Annotated in this window: 18 protein-coding genes; 6 read left to right on the top strand and 12 right to left on the bottom strand. The window is 62.5% G+C overall.

The window, feature by feature from the left end:
- Window positions 1-62: 62 nt before the first annotated feature.
- From uraH to FQ705_RS27490, 4 genes are all read left to right on the top strand, one after another.
- The gene (gene uraH, locus FQ705_RS27505) at window positions 63-416 is read left to right on the top strand and encodes a hydroxyisourate hydrolase (protein ID WP_144146609.1); all 354 of its coding nucleotides are present in this window, start codon (window positions 63-65) and stop codon (window positions 414-416) included.
- 190 nt (window positions 417-606) lie between these two features.
- Window positions 607-1,800 carry a urate hydroxylase PuuD gene (locus FQ705_RS27500; RefSeq protein WP_144146606.1) on the top strand — a complete coding sequence of 398 codons (1,194 nt, stop codon included), beginning with the start codon at window positions 607-609 and terminating at the stop codon, window positions 1,798-1,800.
- Between the two features lie 258 nt (window positions 1,801-2,058).
- Window positions 2,059-2,325, top strand: a complete 267-nt coding sequence (locus FQ705_RS27495) for a helix-turn-helix domain-containing protein (RefSeq protein WP_144146603.1) — start codon at window positions 2,059-2,061, stop codon at window positions 2,323-2,325.
- On the top strand, window positions 2,322-3,674 hold the full coding sequence (locus FQ705_RS27490) for a type II toxin-antitoxin system HipA family toxin (protein WP_144146600.1): 1,353 nt from the start codon (window positions 2,322-2,324) through the stop codon (window positions 3,672-3,674). Before FQ705_RS27495 ends, FQ705_RS27490 begins: the two co-directional genes overlap by 4 nt.
- A gap of 123 nt (window positions 3,675-3,797) precedes the next feature.
- Here FQ705_RS27490 and FQ705_RS27485 read toward each other — a convergent pair whose 3' ends face one another.
- From FQ705_RS27485 to FQ705_RS27430, 11 genes are all read right to left on the bottom strand, one after another.
- The gene (locus FQ705_RS27485; RefSeq protein ID WP_144146597.1) at window positions 3,798-4,310 is read right to left on the bottom strand and encodes an ureidoglycolate lyase; all 513 of its coding nucleotides are present in this window, start codon (window positions 4,308-4,310) and stop codon (window positions 3,798-3,800) included.
- On the bottom strand, window positions 4,307-5,320 hold the full coding sequence (gene alc / locus FQ705_RS27480; RefSeq protein WP_144146594.1) for an allantoicase: 1,014 nt from the start codon (window positions 5,318-5,320) through the stop codon (window positions 4,307-4,309). Before alc ends, FQ705_RS27485 begins: the two co-directional genes overlap by 4 nt.
- A 76-nt stretch (window positions 5,321-5,396) precedes the next feature.
- On the bottom strand, window positions 5,397-5,918 hold the full coding sequence (gene uraD, locus FQ705_RS27475; RefSeq protein WP_144146591.1) for a 2-oxo-4-hydroxy-4-carboxy-5-ureidoimidazoline decarboxylase: 522 nt from the start codon (window positions 5,916-5,918) through the stop codon (window positions 5,397-5,399).
- The gene (puuE, locus tag FQ705_RS27470; protein WP_144146588.1) at window positions 5,915-6,865 is read right to left on the bottom strand and encodes an allantoinase PuuE; all 951 of its coding nucleotides are present in this window, start codon (window positions 6,863-6,865) and stop codon (window positions 5,915-5,917) included. Before puuE ends, uraD begins: the two co-directional genes overlap by 4 nt.
- Window positions 6,866-7,025: 160 nt before the next feature.
- A complete protein-coding gene (locus tag FQ705_RS27465; protein WP_144146585.1) occupies window positions 7,026-7,892 on the bottom strand; it encodes an aspartate/glutamate racemase family protein in 867 nt (288 codons plus the stop codon).
- A 51-nt stretch (window positions 7,893-7,943) separates the two neighbouring features.
- A complete protein-coding gene (locus FQ705_RS27460) occupies window positions 7,944-9,425 on the bottom strand; it encodes an NCS1 family nucleobase:cation symporter-1 (RefSeq protein ID WP_144146582.1) in 1,482 nt (493 codons plus the stop codon).
- A 333-nt stretch (window positions 9,426-9,758) separates the two neighbouring features.
- A complete protein-coding gene (locus FQ705_RS27455; protein ID WP_144146579.1) occupies window positions 9,759-10,496 on the bottom strand; it encodes a GntR family transcriptional regulator in 738 nt (245 codons plus the stop codon).
- A 333-nt stretch (window positions 10,497-10,829) separates the two neighbouring features.
- On the bottom strand, window positions 10,830-11,756 hold the full coding sequence (ldcA, locus tag FQ705_RS27450; RefSeq protein ID WP_144146576.1) for a muramoyltetrapeptide carboxypeptidase: 927 nt from the start codon (window positions 11,754-11,756) through the stop codon (window positions 10,830-10,832).
- A 27-nt stretch (window positions 11,757-11,783) separates the two neighbouring features.
- Entirely contained in the window at window positions 11,784-12,470 is a 687-nt protein-coding gene (tadA, locus tag FQ705_RS27445; protein ID WP_409934740.1) for a tRNA adenosine(34) deaminase TadA, read from the bottom strand.
- 50 nt (window positions 12,471-12,520) lie between these two features.
- A complete protein-coding gene (locus tag FQ705_RS27440) occupies window positions 12,521-12,922 on the bottom strand; it encodes a DnaJ family domain-containing protein (RefSeq protein ID WP_144146570.1) in 402 nt (133 codons plus the stop codon).
- A gap of 573 nt (window positions 12,923-13,495) precedes the next feature.
- Window positions 13,496-14,110, bottom strand: a complete 615-nt coding sequence (locus tag FQ705_RS27430; protein ID WP_144146564.1) for a 2'-5' RNA ligase family protein — start codon at window positions 14,108-14,110, stop codon at window positions 13,496-13,498.
- 113 nt (window positions 14,111-14,223) lie between these two features.
- Here FQ705_RS27430 and FQ705_RS27425 point away from each other — a divergent pair, with 113 nt between their 5' ends.
- Both FQ705_RS27425 and FQ705_RS27420 read left to right on the top strand, forming a co-directional pair.
- Window positions 14,224-15,435: a putative DNA modification/repair radical SAM protein gene (locus FQ705_RS27425; protein ID WP_144146561.1), complete on the top strand. Its 1,212-nt coding sequence runs from the start codon at window positions 14,224-14,226 to the stop codon at window positions 15,433-15,435.
- A gap of 9 nt (window positions 15,436-15,444) precedes the next feature.
- Window positions 15,445-16,911 carry a UdgX family uracil-DNA binding protein gene (locus FQ705_RS27420; protein WP_144146558.1) on the top strand — a complete coding sequence of 489 codons (1,467 nt, stop codon included), beginning with the start codon at window positions 15,445-15,447 and terminating at the stop codon, window positions 16,909-16,911.
- On the opposite strand, the gene FQ705_RS27415 is transcribed toward FQ705_RS27420, so the two are convergent.
- Window positions 16,872-18,170: an L-fuconate dehydratase gene (locus FQ705_RS27415; protein ID WP_144146555.1), complete on the bottom strand. Its 1,299-nt coding sequence runs from the start codon at window positions 18,168-18,170 to the stop codon at window positions 16,872-16,874. The genes FQ705_RS27420 and FQ705_RS27415 overlap by 40 nt on opposite strands.
- Window positions 18,171-18,245 lie beyond the last annotated feature (75 nt).

Genomic DNA, 18,245 nt, shown 5'->3' with positions numbered 1-18,245 from the left:
CCGCAAACGTATCTGGATCGGGCTGCCGCCGAAACCTCGCATTCACATAAGGAAAATTGCGAATGGGAAAGCTCACTACCCATGTGCTCGACACCGCGAACGGCCGTCCCGGCGCGGGCATCAAGGTCGAACTCTTCGCGCTCTCGGGCGACACCCGCCGCGCGCTCAAAACCACCACCACCAATGACGACGGCCGCTGCGACCAGCCGCTGCTCGAAGGCGACGCGTTAGTCGCGGGCGAATACGAACTCGTGTTCGGCGCCGGCGACTACTTTGCGTCGATCGGCACGAAGGTGCCGGAGCCGCGTTTCGTCGACCGCGTCGTGTTGCGCTTCGGCGTGGCCGATGCCGGCGCGCACTATCACGTGCCGCTGCTGGTGTCGCCGTGGGCATACAGCACGTATCGCGGCAGTTGAGGAGACATCGGCCGCACGCGGCTCGATTTGAAGACCCACTAAAAAAACGGCGCAGTGCGAACTGAGCGCACCGCGTCTTTCACCCCGCAGTCTGCGCCATGACGTCCTGTTCGCCGACCACCCGTTAGCCGGGTTCCCGAAGGCGCTGAACGTCGTTGCGCGTACAACGAATCAGAAGTGGAGGAGTTTCATGGAAGGCTTTATCACCGACTGGCTGAATCTGGCGATTCGCTGGTTCCACGTCATCGCCGCGATCGCATGGATTGGCGAGTCGTTCTATTTCGTCGCACTCGACAACAGCCTGAAACCGCCAACCGATCCGAACCAGCGCAAGCGTGGCGTGTTCGGTGAACTGTGGCACGTGCACGGTGGCGGCTTCTACAACATGCAGAAGTACACCGTCGCACCGCCGGAAATGCCGGACGATCTGCACTGGTCGAAGTGGCCGTCGTACACCACGTGGTTGTCGGGCTTTGGTCTGTTCACCGTGCTGTATCTGTTCTCGCCGAGCACGTATCTGATCGACAAGAACGTGCTCGACATGGGTCCGGTGGTTGCCGTTGCTTCGGCGCTTGGCTTCCTCGCCGCCGGCTGGATCGTCTACGACTCGCTGTGCCGCATTCTCGGCAATAAAGACAAGGTGCTCGGCATCTGCGTCGGCGTCTATGTATTCATCGCGGCATGGCTCGCCTGCCATATCTTCGCGGGCCGTGCGGCTTACCTGATCATGGGCGCAATGCTGGCGACGATCATGTCGGCCAACGTGTTCTTCGTGATCATTCCGGGCCAACGCAAGATGGTCGCCGCGATGCTGAAGGGCGACACGCCGAATCCGATCTACGGCAAGCGCGGCAAGCAACGCTCGGTGCACAACACGTATTTCACCTTGCCGGTAGTGTTCGCGATGCTGTCGAACCACTACGCAATGACCTACACGCACCCGTACAACTGGGCTGTGCTCCTGATCATCATGCTGGCCGGCGCGCTGATTCGTCAGTTCTTCGTGATGCGTCACCGCGGCCAAGTGCTGTGGTATCTGCCGCTGGTGGGTATCGTGCTGATGTTCTTCGCCCTCTTCTGGACCATGCCGAAGCCCGTCGTGCCGCAGGCGCAAGCCGCGAATGCGCCGGTCGTCAAGGTGGCCGATATCGCACCGGTGCTGCAACAGCGCTGCGTGGCCTGCCACTCCGCCCATCCGACGATGATGGGCAGCGCCCCGGCCGGCGTGCTGCTGGATACGCCCGATGAAATCTCGCAGAACGCGCAGCGGATCTATCAGCAGGCCGTGACGCTGAAGGCGATGCCGCTGGGCAACGTCACACACATGACCGACGACGAACGCATGAAGATTGCCGCATGGTTCGAAGGCGGTGCAGTGAAGTAACGTCCAGGCCGGCTTGGCGGCCGACCGAGTGAAGGACATCTAGCGGGTTTTTCGCGGCAGCGGAAAACCCGCTTTTTTATGTGTGACCGTATCGCGGGGGCCTTCAGGTCAGCAAGCTATTTTGTAGCCCGACGGCTACAATAGATTCTAATATCGATGTTTTTGTAGCCTGAAAGGCACAATTTAAGGACGGAAAAATGTCGCCTTTGGGCTACAATTAGTTCCAAACTCGTCAGAATTGATGCCTTGGGGCTACAAATGACCGATCTCGCAGACGTATCAGACATGCTCAAAGCCGTTCGGCGTGCGAGCAGCCTGTCGCAAGAGGAATTGGCGCGCCGCGCCGGCGTCGCGCGGACCACCGTCGCGCGCATGGAGACGCTCGCCAAAAACGATATGAGCGTGTCCGTGCTGGTTCGCCTGCTCGAAGCGGCCGGCTACGATCTCAAGTTCGTCGCGCACGGACATGGGCGCACGCTCGAAGATATCCTCGCTGAACAACGCAACCCGGACACCGCCCCATGAGACTCGACGTTCAGGTTCTGGGCAAGCATGTCGCCACGCTATTTCGCGAGCGCGACGACTATGTCCTCAAGTACAACCGCGACGCGACCGCCGCCGACTTCGTCAGTCTGACCATGCCCGTGCGCGAAGAGGCATGGCGCTGGCCGCGCGACTTGCATCCGTTTTTCCGGCAGAACCTGCCGGAAGGCTACCTGCTGAACCTGATCCGCGAACAGTTTGGCCCCTTGCTCGACGGTACCGACCTGTCGCTGCTCGCCGTCGTCGGCGCGATGGGCATTGGCCGCGTCACCGTGACACCGGAGGGCGTCGCGCCCGGCACCGAACTGCAAGCGCTCGACGTACAGAACATCCTCCACGGCGATAACACCGCTGAACATTTCGCGCGACTCGTACGCGAATATGCGCGCGCAGCCATTTCGGGCGCCGTGCCGAAGTTCATCGCACCTCAGGAAGAGGCTTCTTCGTCTGCATCGTTGGCGACGGTCCTCGGCAAGCCCACTATCCGCACGAGCCGCCACATCGTCAAAGGCTCGGACGACAGCACGCCGTTTCTCGGCTTCAACGAGTTCTACTCGATGCGTGTGCTCGAAAGGCTAGGCGTGGCGCCGGTGGCACGTACGCAGATGTCCGACGATGGCCGCGCGCTGATCGTCGAGCGCTTCGATGTGGATGCGCGCGGACTGCCCGCGTACGGCGTCGAGGATATGTGCGGCCTGCTGGGCCTGCCGCCGCACGAAAAATACAATTCGACCAGCGAGAAGATGCTCAACGCCGCGCGTGCCTATCTGCTCGATCGCGACAGCATGCGCCAGCAACTCGAGCATCTCGGTTGGCATCTATTGACGAACTACGTGGTGCGCAACGCCGACTGTCACACGAAAAACGTCGCGCTGATCTACACGACGGTCGACGATGTCGCGTTCACGCCCGTCTACGACATCGTCACGACGCAGGCGTATCCGCGTTTTGCCGCCAATCCGCCGGGCCTGCCGATCGACGGTCGTAAAACCTGGGCGGCCAGCCGCGCGCTGGAGCGCTTTTTCAGCACGCGGATGGGCATCGCGCCCCGGCAATATGCGCAGATGGTCGAGGCGCTGTGCGATTCGGCCGTCAGCGTCGGTCATGAGCTGATCGAAGCGGCGCGCAACGAGCCGCAATGGCACACCGTCGCCAAGCACATGCTGCATGCGTGGGACGACGGCATGGCGTCGTTACGTTCGCCGAAGAAGAGCTTGCAATTCAAAGGACTCAAACCCGCCATCGAGGCCGCGGGATTTTCCGCGCCGGAGCCGGCGGAACGGGCGCGAGAAGTGATTGGGCGTTCGCCGCTACTCGGCAAACGAGGCTGAACCCCGGAAAGCTGAAGACCGCGGCGCACTTCGCTCCACACTGCGGCAAGAAAAAAGCCCACGGCGTTTAACCGTGGGCTTTTCTATAACATCGATCTGCTCGCTACGCCGAAGCGTGCAGGCTCACACCGCTACGGCGCTCAACGCATCTTCCGTGAGCCACAACGACTCGACCAGATCCTGCTCATTGAGGTTGAGCCCGTCACCCCCACGATCGACGACGATAAAGTCGCTCACGTCGCCCAACGCGATCAACGGGTGATGCCACACCCCTTTCGCATAGTTGACGCCCTGCCAGCCGCTCGTCACGAACGCGCGAATTTTCGACGCATCCAGCTCGCCCGCCGGCGCTACCACGACCAGATACGCCTTGTCGTTGAGCGGCACGAACGCCTGGCTGCCGAGCGGATGGCGTTCGAGCATCTTCACTTCGAACGGCAGCGTACGCGGCTGCCCACGAAACAGGTTCACGAGCGTACGGCCGCTTTCATCAGTGACGTCCACTTTCGCGAGATCGTGATAGCGGATCGTCGTGCCGAGGTTGATCGGAATCTGCTTCGCGCCTTCGAGTTCGATCACGTCACCGAATGCGGCGAACGCTTCCTTCATCAACGGTTCGATCGCGAGCGTTTTCATGATGCGAGCGTGCCCCACAGACGCAGACGCGACACGCCGCCATCCGGAATGATGTTGAAGCGCACGTGCGTGACCGGACCCAGCGAAGCGATTTCGCTTTCGAAGTAATGCTGGTTGTCCATCTTCAGCTTCTGTTCGCCGAGCAGCACCGGCCAGAACATAGCCTGCGTGACCAGCGAACTGTCGGTGCCGCCCGTGACATACGCAGCCTGGATCGAGCAGCGGTCCGGGAAGTTGCCCTTGAAGTGGGCCGTGTCGACTTCGATCTTCTTGATCACACCCGGTTGCGCCAGCGCGACGATCGCCCAGTCGTTGCCCGGTTCGCGGCGGCGACGCGTTTCCCAGCCGTCGCCCATATTCACGCCACGGCCCGGCATCAGGATGGTCGACGCCGCGCCGAAGTGTTGATTGTTCGCCGCGACCAGATACGCGCCGTTTTCCATGGCGGCCAGATCGAACTGTTCGGTGCGGCTCGCGCCGGCCCAGTCCACTTGCGGCTGACCATACACACGCAGACGCGCGATGCCGCCGTCCGGGTAGATGTTCACGCGCAGGTGCGTGAACGCGTTGGCGTCGCTGACTTCGTGATAGTGGTGGCTGTTGCCTTGCAAGGTGGTCGACGGGACGATTTCGGTCCACTGCGTGGACTGGTTCGGCGCGCCGTCGACTACGCGCGCAGCTTCAACCGAGGCCGCCGGCGGGAAGTTACCCGTGAAGTGGCTGGTGTCGAGGTCCAGGCCCTTGATCACGCCCGGACGCGCCAACTTCACGACGCACCAGTCGTACCCGGTCGCGCGCTTACGGCGCGTTTCCCAGCCGTCCATCCACTTGCCGTTGTCGTCGTACTTGCCCGGAATGAAGACGGCGGGCTCCGGATTCAGCATGCGCTCTTTCGGCGCGAAGAAATCGTCGCTAGTCTCCAGTGCCTGCGCGCCCAGACGCGGGTCCGCCAGGTTCACATAGCGACGCGTGAATTCAGGCGCGTTGGGGTCGAGAATCGGGAGTGCCATCGTTGTCTTCCTTAATGTTCGTTAGTGCTAAAAAAACGTTTCGGTTCGGAAACCGCGACGCGCGGTTGCTAAAAACTCACGCGTCGATCAGGTCGTCGAGCCGGAAACGTGCGATGCGGTAGATCTGATCGAGGCTCGCGCGCAATTCGTCGGCGCGGCTGTTGTTCACGCGCGCCTCGAAATTCGCGATGATGCCGTGACGGTCGTAGCCGCGCACCGCGAGAATGAACGGAAAACCGAACTTCTCGCGATACGCCGTGTTCAAGGCAAGCAGCCGGTCGAACTCTTCCTGCGTGCATTGCGCGAGGCCCGCGCCGCTCTGCTCGCGCGTGGACTCGACCGTCAGTTCTCCACGTACCGCGGCCTTGCCGGCGAGCTCCGGGTGAGCGTTGATCAACGCCAGTTGCTTCTCTTCACCGGCCGTCTCGACGATGCCCGACATCTTGCTATGCAGTTCGTCGATGCTGGCGAAGGGCCGCTGCTGCGCGGCGATTTCCGCGACCCACGGCGAGTGCTCGAAAATGCCCGACAGCGCCGCGACAAACGCGTCGGTCGAGGTGCTGTTGAGTTGATCCAGAGTGTATTGCATCGCCTTCATGCCGCAGCCCCGCGGTGGTTTTGTTGGTAAGGGTGATGTTCGCGCCAGTGACGCGCGATATCGACGCGCCGCGTCACCCACACGCGGTCGTGCTGTTCGATATGGTCGAGAAAACGTTGCAGCGCGCGCAAACGCCCAGGGCGTCCGAGCAATCGGCAGTGCATGCCGATGGAAAGCATCTTGGGCGCTTCGTCGCCTTCTTCGTACAACACGTCGAATGCGTCGCGCAGATAGGTGAAGAAGTGGTCCGCCGTGTTGAAGCCCTGCGGGCTCGCGAAGCGCATGTCGTTGGTGTCGAGCGTGTACGGCAGGATCAGTTGCGGCACCGTTGCGCCGCCCGTGACGCCGACGTCCATCCAGAACGGCAGATCGTCGCCGTAGTAATCGGAGTCGTACAGAAAGCCGCCGTATTCCGCCACCAGACGACGCGTGTTGGGACTGTCGCGGCCGGTGTACCAGCCAAGCGGACGCTCACCCGTCACGCGCTGGATCGCTTCCATGCCGAGGCGCATGTGCTCAGCCTCTTGCTCCGGCGCCATGTCCTGATAGTGAATCCAGCGATAGCCGTGGCAAGCGATCTCGTGACCGAGTTCGACGAAGGCGCGCGCCACTTCCGGATTCCGTTCGATCGCCATGCCGACACCGAACACCGTGAGCGGCAAGCCGCGCTTTTCGAACTCGCGCAGGATGCGCCAGACGCCCGCACGCGAGCCGTATTCGTAGATCGATTCCATGCTCATGTGGCGAGCCGGATAAGCCCCCGCACCGACGATCTCCGACAAGAACTGCTCCGAGCCGGGGTCGCCATGCAGCACGCAATTTTCACCGCCCTCTTCGTAGTTCAGGACGAATTGCACCGCAACACGCGCTCGACCCGGCCAGTTTGCCTGCACCGGGTGGCGGCCGTAGCCGATCAGATCGCGTGGGTAGTTCGAGTCGAGTGGCATGGTTTGAAGAATGCGTGATGACGGTACGTAAAATTCGCGTTGAACCCGCGTGGCCAGCACGCCCAAAGCACAAAAATAGCGTTTTGGACACCCCCGCCGAGTTGGACCAGTGTAGCGAAAACACCCGGGTGCGCCCATACACCCGGGCAGATAGTGCGTGTCAGACTGAATGTATGTGCTGGCCGGGATCTGTAGTGTTTACCCGCAGCAAATCGGCACTGCCCGCGTTTTCCTGTGCATTCGCGGCTGAAAGACTATTGAAACCGCGCGGTGAAGGCGGATTCGGATCGTCTTGCGTCGGACTGAACGATTCCAGCGCGCCGTCGTAACGCTTGGCGAGCGGCCGCGCGTAGTCGCCGCGTTTGGCCGTCGAAAGACGCAGCGAGACCAGCGCCTCGGTCCATTTCACGGCAGCGGTCACGCCTTCGATCACCGGTGCGCCCAACGCGTCCTCGATCTCCGCGCACAATTCGGCCATGCCGGCGCAGCCGAGCACGATCGCATCCGAACCGTCTTCCGCGAGCGCGCGCCGGCATTCGTCGAGGATGATGCGGCGCGCCGCCGAGCCCGGCTTGTCGAGATCGAGCACGGCGACGTCGGTCGCCCGCACGTTGCGGCAAAAACGCTTCATGCCGTAACGCTCGGCGAGATGCCACGCCATGCCGCAGGTGCGCGCGAGCGTCGTCACGACCGAGAAGCCCGGCGCCAACACACTCGCCGCGTGCATCGCCGCCTCCGCAATGCCGATCACCGGACCGCGTGCCAACTCACGCGCCGCGTACAAACCCGGGTCGCCGAAACAGGCGATCACGTAACCGTCGCAGCCGTCTCTTTCACCTGCCAGCACCTCGGCCAATAAACCCGGCGTGGCGAGTGCTTCGTCGTAATAGCCTTCGATCGACGGCGGTCCCATGGTCGGATTCACCGCGATCACTTCCGTGCCGGGCGCGGCGACCTCGCGCGCGCAACGGCCCATGGCTTCCGTCATACGTTGAGTCGTATTCGGGTTGATCAGTTTGATACGCATATCGACTCCTGTTGCAGCACCCGGAGGAAGTCTCCTCCGGAAACGCACGACTCAGCGTGCGAGCACGCGATAGAACAGCGCGCCCAGCCCTGCGCCGATGAACCACGAGAAATTGGCCATGCCGTCGAGCGCCGGCACCATCACGCACATGACGGCGATGAGCGCGGCCGGCAGCAAGGCAGCCACGGCCCGGTAATTCACGCCGTTGCTGTACCAGTACGAACCGGTGGGCGCCACCGAGTACAAATCGTCCAGAACGATTTTCTGCCGTTTGACCAGGTAATAATCAATGATCAGGACGCCGTACAAAGGTCCGATGAAGCTACCGAGAATGTCGAGCGTGTAGTGAATCACCGCCGGGTTGTTGAACAGATTCCAGGGCGTGATGAAGATCGACGCCACCGCCGCAAGCATGCCGCCCGCGCGCCAGCTGATCAGACGCGGCGCGACGTTGGAAAAATCGAAAGCCGGCGACACGAAATTGGCGACGATGTTGATGCCGATCGTCGCGATCGTAAAGGTCAACGCGCCGAGAATCACCGCCGTCGGATAATCGATCCGGCCGACCGTTTCGACCGGGTCCGTGATCAGTTGGCCGAACACCGGCAGCGTCGCCGCGGTCGTGACCACCGTCACCAGCGAGAAGGCCAGAAAATTGACCGGCAGTCCCCAGAAATTGCCGCGCTGCACGCTGCGAAAGCTCTTGCCGTAGCGTGAAAAGTCGCCAAAATTCAGCATCGGTCCGGAGAAGTACGAGACCACCAGCGAGGTCGCCGTGATCATCACCGGCACCACTTCCATGCCGTGATATTTGACGCCGCCTAGGTTGATGCCGATGTTGCGCCAACCCGCGCGATACACCATGTAGCCCGCGAGGATGAACATCACCACGTAGACAGCGGGACCGGCGAAGTCGATGAACTTCTTGATGGTTTCCATGCCGTGCCAGAACACCAGCGCCTGCAACACCCAGAGCAGCATGAAGCCGCACCAGCCAAGTGTAGACAGTCCGAAGAGACCGTGTTGATGAACGTCGGCATAAGGCAACCACTGCGGCACGAACTTCAGCACCACGATCACCAGCGCGCTCGACGCCAGATAGGTCTGAATCCCATACCACGCGACCGCGATCAGGCCGCGAATCACGGCCGGTATGTTTGCGCCGAGCACGCCGAAGGTCGCGCGGCACGCCACCGGATACGGCACGCCGTTCGCCTGGCTCGGCTTGGCGATCAGATTGCAAAGCAGGTTGACGATGGTGATGCCGACCAGCAGCGCAATCAGCACCTGCCAACTGGTGAGACCCAGCGCAAACAGACTACCCGCGAACACATAACCGCCTACGCTGTGCACGTCCGACATCCAGAACGCGAAGATGTTGTAAGCGCCCCAGGTCTGATGGCGCAGCGGCGCCAGGTCTTCGTTGTAGAGCCGCTCGCTGTAGCCGGATGGCATCGACGGATCGTTGGGCGCGCCGCCCTCGTCGTATGTCGGAACGGCGGGACCGCCGGGCGCTGCACTGAACTGAGCCATGACTCCTCCTTGGGATAGGGACTATCGATAGCAAACGAAGAACATTGCATCGGCCATGCCAGTTGCACCCGCCTCGTCGAGCTTCGACCGGGGGATCAGGCGCTGTCTGTTCAAGCCGTGCGGCGGCTGTCTCCGTACTGATGTACTTGTGGTTGTCGCAGCGCTGGGAGCCGCAGATCCCCGGCGCTACGTTGCTACCCGAAATCCGTCGCCCGGCGGCGGATACGCGTGCGCAAGCCGGCAGCGCTCACGCCGGGCCGCCTTGCAACGCTTGATGGTTCAGTTCAATTCAGTGCGGCGCGCACCAGTAAGGCGCGCACCGGCCGCCTGCCTTTAGTCTGGCGCGGACTTTGTTTTAGCTGACGCTTTTGGCGCACCGTTGAGCGCGCCGAACACTTCATGAAGATCGGCCGCGCCGCGCGCGGGACGCTCCAGCATCTTTAACTCGACGCTTTGCAAATGGCGCGACATCAGGGCCGCCGCCGCTTTTGCATCGCCGGCATCGAGTGCGGCGAGAATGCCTTCATGGTCTTCGAACGAACAGGGGCTGCGTCCGAGCGACTCGTACAGCGCGGAAATCAGCGTGGAGCGTGCCACTAGCCCGTTCAGGCAATCGCACAACACCGTATTGCCCGTCAGACTGGCCAACTCCGTGTGGAACTCGCCCGACAGACGAATCCACGCGGGAAAATCACGTGTTTCGAACGCTTTGCGTTCGCGGCCGATCATGCTGCCGATACTCTTCAACCGCCGCAGGCCGTGGCCATTGCAGATCTTTTCGACGACAGCCAGTTCGACGATGCGCCGCATTTCGAACACTTCATGCACTTCCTGCAACGACGGGCTCGCCACGAACGCACCGCGATTCGGCTCGAGGTCGACGAGATGGTCGGTGGCCAATTGCGCCAGCGCCTGCCGGATCGGGCCGCGCTTCACGCCGAATACTTCGCATAACTGTGCTTCAGTCAGCTTGGCGCCGGGAGCGAGCCGATGCTCGAGAATCGCGGCGCGGATGCGCTCGGCGATCGCTTCGGGTTTCGAACTAGGCGCGGCGGAATCTGTGTCTGACATGATGTGCGTCCCGGTATGTTGGTCATCATAGGATGGACATAAAGATTGTCAACAATTTTTGGTTTTTGGTTCGACAATCTCTGCGACGCGGAGCGTTTTGAGATGATTAAAGGCTTGGCCATTTGCTTATTTAGTGGCTGCAGTAAAGGCTGGACAGACAATTAACGAGATTGAAACGGCGCCCTTTTGCCTGCGATTTTTGTCAACAAAACACGGGGACCTTCACTGCCGTAGAGGCACGTGTAGACGGTTAGTCACAGGCCGTTAGTTGCCTTTTATGCAGTAAAAAGAAGCGGGCGAAACGCCCGCTTCTTTTCTCTTTTTCTGACGACTTCACCCCAAATGGGGATAGCCCGACAGCGTCAGCGTGAACCCATGAGGATCGGCGACAAGATGCGCGTCGGCACCCACCGGCAGCGTCAGCATGTTGTGCACATGTCCGAACTGCAACCCGGTGACGATCGGAATGCCGATCACCGACCGCATCTGCTCGACGACCGCGTGCAGATCGTAACCGTTGTCGTAGTCGTAGGACTTGCCGCCGGAGAAGTCGCCCAGCACCACCGCCTGCTGTTGCGCGAGAATGCCGGACAGATGCAGCTGATAAAGCATCCGCTCGACGCGAAACGGCTGCTCGTTGACGTCCTCGAGAAACAGGATGCCGCCTTGCACCGGCGGCATGTACGGCGTGCCGATCAGCGACGTCAGCACGGCCAGGTTGCCGCCCCACAGCATCCCCGACACGTCGACCGTTTGCGCCTGGGGCGTCTTGCCGGTCACCGTCATGGTCGGATTCGTCAACGCCGACCAGAAATGATGCATCGTGAACTCGCTGACTTCCTCAGCGCCGAAGTCGCTCATCAACATCGGACCGCCAAACGTTTTCACGCCGGCGCGGGCGAGCAACGCGAGCTGAATCGCCGTGAAGTCGCTGTGCCCCACCAGCGCGACCGGCTGATCGGTCAGACGCCGTTGCAACCCTTCGTAGTCGAGCCCGTGCAGGACGCGTACCGCGCCGTAGCCGCCGCGCACAGCCAGCACGACGTCTGGCAGCTTGCGCGACGGATCGGCGAGCCGGTTCAGATCCGCTGCGCGCTCGCCGTCGGTGCCGGCGAAACGCTGATAACGACGCCTGGTCACCTCCACGCCTTCGAGTCGATGCCCTTGCGCGTGCAGACGCTGCAACGCGCGATGCAGGATCTCGGAGTCATGCGGATAGCCAGACGGTGCGATCAGTTCGATGGTGCGATGAACGGTCATTGGCAAGACCTGTTGGATGTTGTTGTTTTAGAGCGGCTCAGCGGAGTCTGACGCATTGGCTGCTTTGTCTGCCCGCTTACTTGCTGCGTCATCTGCAGATTTACTCGCCGCCTCTGCCCGGGCTGCCGCGCGGGCCTCGCGGCTGGCGCGCCGCCGCTCGGCAAAGAACGACTTGAGCGCGGCGCCGCATTCGGTTTCGAGCACGCCGCCAATTACGCTGGTGTGGTGATTCAGTTGCGGATTGGCGAAAGCGTCGACGACGCTGCCGCACGCGCCCGTTTTCGGATCGCGCGCACCGAACACGACACGGGCAATCCGCGCATGCATGATCGCGCCTGCGCACATCAGACAGGGTTCGAGCGTGACGTAAAGCTCACAACCCGGCAAACGATAATTTTCGACGGCTTGCGCCGCCGCGCGCAACGCAACCATTTCCGCATGTGCCGACGGGTCGTGCGCGCCGATCGGATGATTGAAACCGGTGGCGAGCACTTCGTCGCCTCGCACGAGCACGGCGCCAACGGGCACTTCACCGGCCGCGCGCGCGGCCTCAGCGGCGGTTTGAGCGAGCGCCATGAAACGGCGATCACGCTCGGACACAGGCGGTGCCAAAGATTCGGTATTGGATATGGGGCCAGGGAGGTCTGCCGAGACTGCGGCAAAGGAAGCGGCCAGTCCCGAAGAGCCAGCCTGAACAGACGGCTCATTGGACATTTCGCCGGACTCAGCGGTAGGCGACGCGGCGAAAACCTCAAGCGGCTCGCTCACTGCGAACCTGCGTCGGCCGTATTGAGATTGCCCGCGCGCTCAGACAAGCGCTCGGCAATTCGCCGGCAATATTCGCGCGGGAGAACCAGCGGACCGCCGCGCAGCGATTCGAGCGCCATGTCGAGCGCAAGCATACGCGCCTGGAGACGGCAGCGGGTCGTCGGGTCGCTCACGGCATTCAGCTCCGCTTGCAGGTCGCACAAGGCGCGCAACTGCTCGACAGCGGGCGGCACGAAGCCCGCATTTTTCAGAATCCGGTTGGCGACGCGCACCTCGTCAGGGACCCATGAGTCGTCCTCGAGCGTCTGCGGCGCGCCAGCGCCCGGCAAGTCGTCGAACTCGCCGCGCGCGGCTGCGGCGGCAATACGCTGTTCGACTAGCGCGTCAAGCAATCTCATCTGCAATCCACTACGTTGCGGCCCAAGCATTCTATCAGGGTGCGCGTCACGCCTTAGCCTCTCCAACCGACGAAACCCCTGGTTTTCAGATTTTGCGTATTTCAGGGACGGCCCGTGCACGCTAGGCTGAAGGATTCGCGGCCGCGCCGCGTACGGCCCTCAAAATCGACAGATCAGTAATAAGGCATGCAAGTGCTTGACCCGTCCCTCGCAACCCCAATCACGCTATGCAATCAAGAACAACACAACCCAGCTCGGCGCTTTCAGAAACAATGCTCGCCGCCCAAATCCGTCGGCGTTATCCCACGCCCCCGGCATACGGCACGCCGCCCGGCAAATGCCAACCCCTGCCTCGTCTGCGAACGACGCTGGTGGCCGTGACGGTCGCCGTCGCACTATCCGGCTGCGGCGTGTTCTGCGGCGGCGCGGGCGGAAGCGGCGGAGGTTTTGCCGGCGGCTGCTCAACCGGCGTGCGCTTCTGAGCGCTACGCGCGCTAGCTCAGGAAGTTAGTCCATTGGCGCGATCCGGCGCGGCGCATCCTTGGCATCCCCGGCCGCGGACCCTTAGCTTCATCACGTAGCACCCGCCAAAGGCCAACGCGCCAACGCCACATGCCTGGTGCGCCCGAGCAGGCTGTGCATCAGCGCGAATTCGCGCACGTTCCAGCAAACTGGCTCGATTGAGCGCGCTGCGGCCCACGGCATGCCGTACGCCAGCGTGACATGCGGGGTATATGGCACGGCGGCCGACATCATTCGATCCCGCGCAAATCCCGCGAGCCCCGTTTTTTGCAGCGCCTCGCTCAACGCGTCATGAAGCGTGTGCAAGCCAACCACGCCCTCGTCCCCACCCAATACCAGCGGGCCCGGCCGCGGTTTCGAAGCAAAGCTGACGACCGAACCGAATTCGACCGTGAACGGCTCCATGCTGATCGAAGCAGCCGCCCGCATGGCCGCGTCGACTTCGGCCTGCGGCAGGCCGCCCGCGAAATTCCCCAGGTGCTGCAAGGTAACGTGCAATCGGCCCGGCGCCAGCGGTTTGCTCCGCACACGCGCCTCCCCGCAAAGCTGCTGTGCGAGCTTCGCAATACCAGCCGCCGTTTGAGCATCGGGAAACACGGCAAAAAACAGACCGTCGGTTGGCGCGGGCGGCGCTTCGAGCCCCGGCAGCCAGAGTTGTTCAGGCATGTCGCGCCTGACGGGGTAAAGCCGGCGTGTCGATCAAATTTCCTCCAGATAGCGCTTGCACTCATACGCAGCGAACGTACAATACTGTACATCCATACAGTATTGGCGGCAACGTGGAATTGCTCAAAAAGCTGGAAGTCCTGGCCGACGCGGCCAAATACGACGCATCGTGTGCGAGCAGCGGTGCGCCCAAACGCGGTTCGCGCGGCGTCGCCGGGCTGGGCGCCAGCACCGGCGCGGGTATTTGCCATAGTTTCACGCCAGACGGGCGCTGCGTGTCGCTGCTGAAAATCCTGCTCACCAATTTCTGCCTGTACGACTGCCAGTACTGCGTCAACCGGCGTTCGAGCAACGTGCCGCGCGCCCGTTTCACGCCGGAGGAAGTCGTCGACCTCACGCTGGATTTCTATCGCCGCAACTATATCGACGGGTTGTTTCTCAGCTCTGGAATCATTCAGTCGTCGAACTACACGATGGAGCAACTCGTGCGCGTGGCGCAGTCGCTGCGTGAGGAGCATCAATTCCGCGGCTATCTTCATCTGAAGACGATTCCAGACGCCGACCCGGATTTGATCGCGCAAGCCGGCCGCTACGCCGACCGCCTGAGCGTCAATATCGAACTCCCCACCGATGGCAGCCTCGCGAGGCTCGCGCCGGAAAAGAACATCCACACCATCAAGCTGGCCATGGGCTCGATCCGCCTGGCACAGGAAGAGGCGCAAAGCGACACCCGGGCGCCGACCTTTACGCCCGCCGGCCAGAGCACGCAGATGATCGTCGGCGCAGATCCCACGAACGACAGCACGATCTTGCAGACCGCCGAAACGCTTTACGGCGCATACCGGCTCAAACGCGTGTACTACTCTGCCTTCAGCCCAATCCCCGATAGCCCGTCCGGCCTGCCGGCCCAGGCGCCGCCGCTGTTGCGCGAACATCGGCTGTACCAGGCCGACTTTTTGTTGCGCGCCTACGGCTTCACGGCCAACGAACTCTTCGAGCAACCCGGCGATCTGTCGCTGGAGATCGATCCGAAGCTCGCGTGGGCGCTCGCGCATCGCGATCAGTTTCCCGTCGACCTGAACCGCGCGCCGCTACGCATGATTGCGCGCGTGCCGGGCATCGGTATGCGCAACGCCAAACGGCTGGTGGAGTTGAGGCGGTCGCGGCGCGTGCGCTACGAAGATCTCGTGCGTCTGCGTTGTCCGCTGCAGAAAATCAAGCCGTTCGTCGTCACGCAAGACTATCGGGCGGCGCTGCATGACGCATCGTCGGCCCAGTTGCGGCAAGTATTGACGCCGCCGCCCGTGCAACTGGCGCTGCTGTGAGACAAGGCCATGCGCTCCCTCGCGATCGAAGACAACTTTGCCGCGTGGCGCGCCGCGTCGCTCGGCGCGCTGGGCGAAGGTCTTGCACCGGAAATGATCGAGTGGCGCGTCATGCAACACGCCGCGTTGCCGCAGGAGCAGGCGCTGTTCGACTATGGCGAGGCGTCCGAAAACGCAGCGGCACCCGCGTCGACCGTCCACGTTTCAAAAGAACTGGCGGCCTTACTGCAGGACGCCGCGCTATACCGCGCCGCCGAACGTTGGGCATTCCTGTACAAAGTGCTATGGCGCTGGCAACACGGCGACCGAGCCGTCGCTTCGCCAGCCGACGCAGACGGCGCCCAGCTTTATCGCATGGCCAAAAGCGTACGGCGCGCCAAACACGACATGATTGCGTACGTGCGCTTTCGCAAGCAAACGCCAGCGGCGCAAACGCCGGAATACCTCGCATGGTACGAGCCCGATCACGATGTGCTCGAGTGGGCAGCGGAACATTTCGCCGAGCGCATGGGCCGCACCTCGTGGATGATCGCCACGCCGCGCGCCGCCGCGTTCTGGGACGGCCAGCAGTTGCATCTGGAGCAGCGTCACGCGCTGGCCGGCGAGCATCGTTCCGACACGCCGGACGAAGCCGAGGCCCTCTGGCTCGCCTACTACCGCAGCACCTTCAATCCGGCCCGGCTGAACGAAGCCGCGCTCGAACAGCACATGCCGGTGCGCTTCTGGAAAGGCCTGCCTGAGGGTCATCTGATTCCCGCCATGATCAGCGATGCGAAAAGCGGTGCGCGTCGCGTGGCGCAGGCGAGCGGCGTCGGTATGCTCGACGGCAAATCAATCCCGGTTGAAGCGGAATCTGCGCAGCCGGCTCGCGAGCCCCCCTCTTCGCTCGATCGTTGCCGGCGCTGCGACTTGTGGCGCAATGCGACGCAGGCCGTCGGCGGCTCGGGACCCGGTGATGCGCGAATCATGCTGATTGGCGAGCAACCCGGCGATCAGGAGGATCTGGCCGGCTTGCCGTTTGTCGGTCCCGCCGGACAATTGCTGACGCTCGCGATCACGCGCGCCGGTCTGTCGCGCGACGAGGTCTATCTGACCAATGCCGTCAAGCATTTCAAATGGGAGCCGCGTGGCAAACGCCGCTTGCACAAAACAGCGGGACAACGCGAGATCGAGGCCTGTTCCGTCTGGCTCGAACGTGAGCTGGAAACGGTGCGCCCCGCCGTGATCGTCACGCTCGGCGCGACGGCGCTCACCGCTTTGCTCCACAAGAAAGCGAGCTTGCGCGACCACCTGGGCGCGCCGTTCGACGTAGCGGGCGCGTGGGGTATCGCCACCTATCATCCGTCGTTCGCGCTCAGGCAGCAGGACGACAAGGCGCGCGACACGATCCTCGCCGCGATCAGTCAGGCGCTCGTTCGCGCCCGCGAGTTAGCCGCTCAGGATCGCCAGGCCGGGCCATCGGGAAAGTCGAACTGATCGAGCGAGGCGACCCGCATCTCGATGCTGTAACCCGGACGCTCCGGCGGCATGTACCGGCCGTGGCGGATCACGACCGGATCGACGAAGTGTTCATGCAGATGATCCACATACTCGAGCACCCGGTTTTCGAGCGACGCCGACACGCAGATATAGTCGAACAGCGAAATATGCTGCACGTATTCGCACAAGCCGACGCCACCCGCATGCGGACAAACGGGCACGCCGAATTTCGCCGCCATCAGCAGGACCACGAGCACCTCGTTCAGGCCACCCAAACGGCAACTGTCCACCTGACAGAAGTCGATCGCCTGCGCCTGCAGCAACTGCTTGAACATCACCCGGTTGTGACAATGCTCGCCGGTCGCCACGCCGATCGGTTTGAGCCGCTGCCGGATCGCCGCATGCCCGAGAATATCGTCGGGACTCGTCGGTTCCTCGATCCACCATGGGTCGAATTCCGCCAGACGCCGCATATTGGCGATGGCTTCGTCGACATCCCACACCTGATTCGCGTCCATCATCAGCTTCAGGTCTTCGCCGATTTCCTCGCGCAGAATGCGGGCGCGCCGCATGTCTTCATCGAGATTACCGCCCACCTTCTGCTTGAAATGCGTCCATCCCTGCGCCACGCCTTCGCGGGCGAGCCGGCGAATCTTCTCGTCGTCGTAACCGAGCCAGCCGGCCGAGGTCGTGTAAGCCGGATAGCCGTGAGCGCGCATTTCCTGCTCGCGTTCGTCCTTGCTGTTCGCGTGACGACGCAGCATTGCAATCGCTTCTTCGGGCGTGATCGCATCGGTCACGTAGCGGAAGTCCAGACAGCGCACCAGTTCTTCCGGGCTCATGTCCACGAGCAGCTTCCACACCGGCTTGCCTTCCGCTTTGGCCCACAGGTCCCACGCCGCGTTGACCACCGCCGCCGTCGCCAGATGAATCGCGCCCTTGTCCGGGCCGATCCAGCGTAGCTGACTATCCGAGGTCAGCGCGCGCCAGAACCCGCCCATATCGGCGGCGATTTCCTCCAGCGTTTTACCGATCACCAGCGGCGCCAGCGCCTCGACCGCCGTCACGCAAATCTCGTTGCCACGGCCGATCGTAAAAGTCAGTCCGTGGCCCGTGAGCGCCCGCGGCGAATCGGTTTCAAGCGTCACGTAGGTGGCGGAGTAATCGGGCGCCGCGTTCATCGCGTCGGAGCCGTCGAGTGAACGCGAGGTCGGAAACCGGATATCCCGCACGGACAGTTTTGTGATCGTAGTCACCTGAGCACACTCCTCGTCGACAGTGATCGACTTCCGCCTGCGAGAGCGAAGACGGAACCCAACGAGCAGGAAAGG

The sequence above is a fragment of the Paraburkholderia sp. BCC1884 genome (genome assembly GCF_900996225.1).
GTDB lineage: Bacteria > Pseudomonadota > Gammaproteobacteria > Burkholderiales > Burkholderiaceae > Paraburkholderia.
The sequence above is the reverse complement of the archived record's forward strand: the minus strand, read 5'-3'. Positions and strand labels throughout refer to the sequence as shown.

What these genes read in the sequence shown, in the direction of transcription:
- tadA (WP_409934740.1), bottom strand. Translation starts at nt 12,470, where the DNA reads ATGTCCAATGAGCCGTCTGTTCAGGCTGGCTCTTCGGGACTGGCCGCT.
- FQ705_RS27485 (WP_144146597.1), bottom strand. Translation starts at nt 4,310, where the DNA reads ATGAAAACGCTCGCGATCGAACCGTTGATGAAGGAAGCGTTCGCCGCA.
- FQ705_RS27465 (WP_144146585.1), bottom strand. Translation starts at nt 7,892, where the DNA reads ATGCGTATCAAACTGATCAACCCGAATACGACTCAACGTATGACGGAA.
- uraD (WP_144146591.1), bottom strand. Translation starts at nt 5,918, where the DNA reads ATGAAGGCGATGCAATACACTCTGGATCAACTCAACAGCACCTCGACC.
- alc (WP_144146594.1), bottom strand. Translation starts at nt 5,320, where the DNA reads ATGGCACTCCCGATTCTCGACCCCAACGCGCCTGAATTCACGCGTCGC.
- FQ705_RS27500 (WP_144146606.1), top strand. Translation starts at nt 607, where the DNA reads ATGGAAGGCTTTATCACCGACTGGCTGAATCTGGCGATTCGCTGGTTC.
- FQ705_RS27440 (WP_144146570.1), bottom strand. Translation starts at nt 12,922, where the DNA reads ATGAGATTGCTTGACGCGCTAGTCGAACAGCGTATTGCCGCCGCAGCC.
- FQ705_RS27490 (WP_144146600.1), top strand. Translation starts at nt 2,322, where the DNA reads ATGAGACTCGACGTTCAGGTTCTGGGCAAGCATGTCGCCACGCTATTT.
- FQ705_RS27495 (WP_144146603.1), top strand. Translation starts at nt 2,059, where the DNA reads ATGACCGATCTCGCAGACGTATCAGACATGCTCAAAGCCGTTCGGCGT.
- FQ705_RS27430 (WP_144146564.1), bottom strand. Translation starts at nt 14,110, where the DNA reads ATGCCTGAACAACTCTGGCTGCCGGGGCTCGAAGCGCCGCCCGCGCCA.
- puuE (WP_144146588.1), bottom strand. Translation starts at nt 6,865, where the DNA reads ATGCCACTCGACTCGAACTACCCACGCGATCTGATCGGCTACGGCCGC.
- uraH (WP_144146609.1), top strand. Translation starts at nt 63, where the DNA reads ATGGGAAAGCTCACTACCCATGTGCTCGACACCGCGAACGGCCGTCCC.
- ldcA (WP_144146576.1), bottom strand. Translation starts at nt 11,756, where the DNA reads ATGACCGTTCATCGCACCATCGAACTGATCGCACCGTCTGGCTATCCG.
- FQ705_RS27420 (WP_144146558.1), top strand. Translation starts at nt 15,445, where the DNA reads ATGCGCTCCCTCGCGATCGAAGACAACTTTGCCGCGTGGCGCGCCGCG.
- FQ705_RS27460 (WP_144146582.1), bottom strand. Translation starts at nt 9,425, where the DNA reads ATGGCTCAGTTCAGTGCAGCGCCCGGCGGTCCCGCCGTTCCGACATAC.
- FQ705_RS27455 (WP_144146579.1), bottom strand. Translation starts at nt 10,496, where the DNA reads ATGTCAGACACAGATTCCGCCGCGCCTAGTTCGAAACCCGAAGCGATC.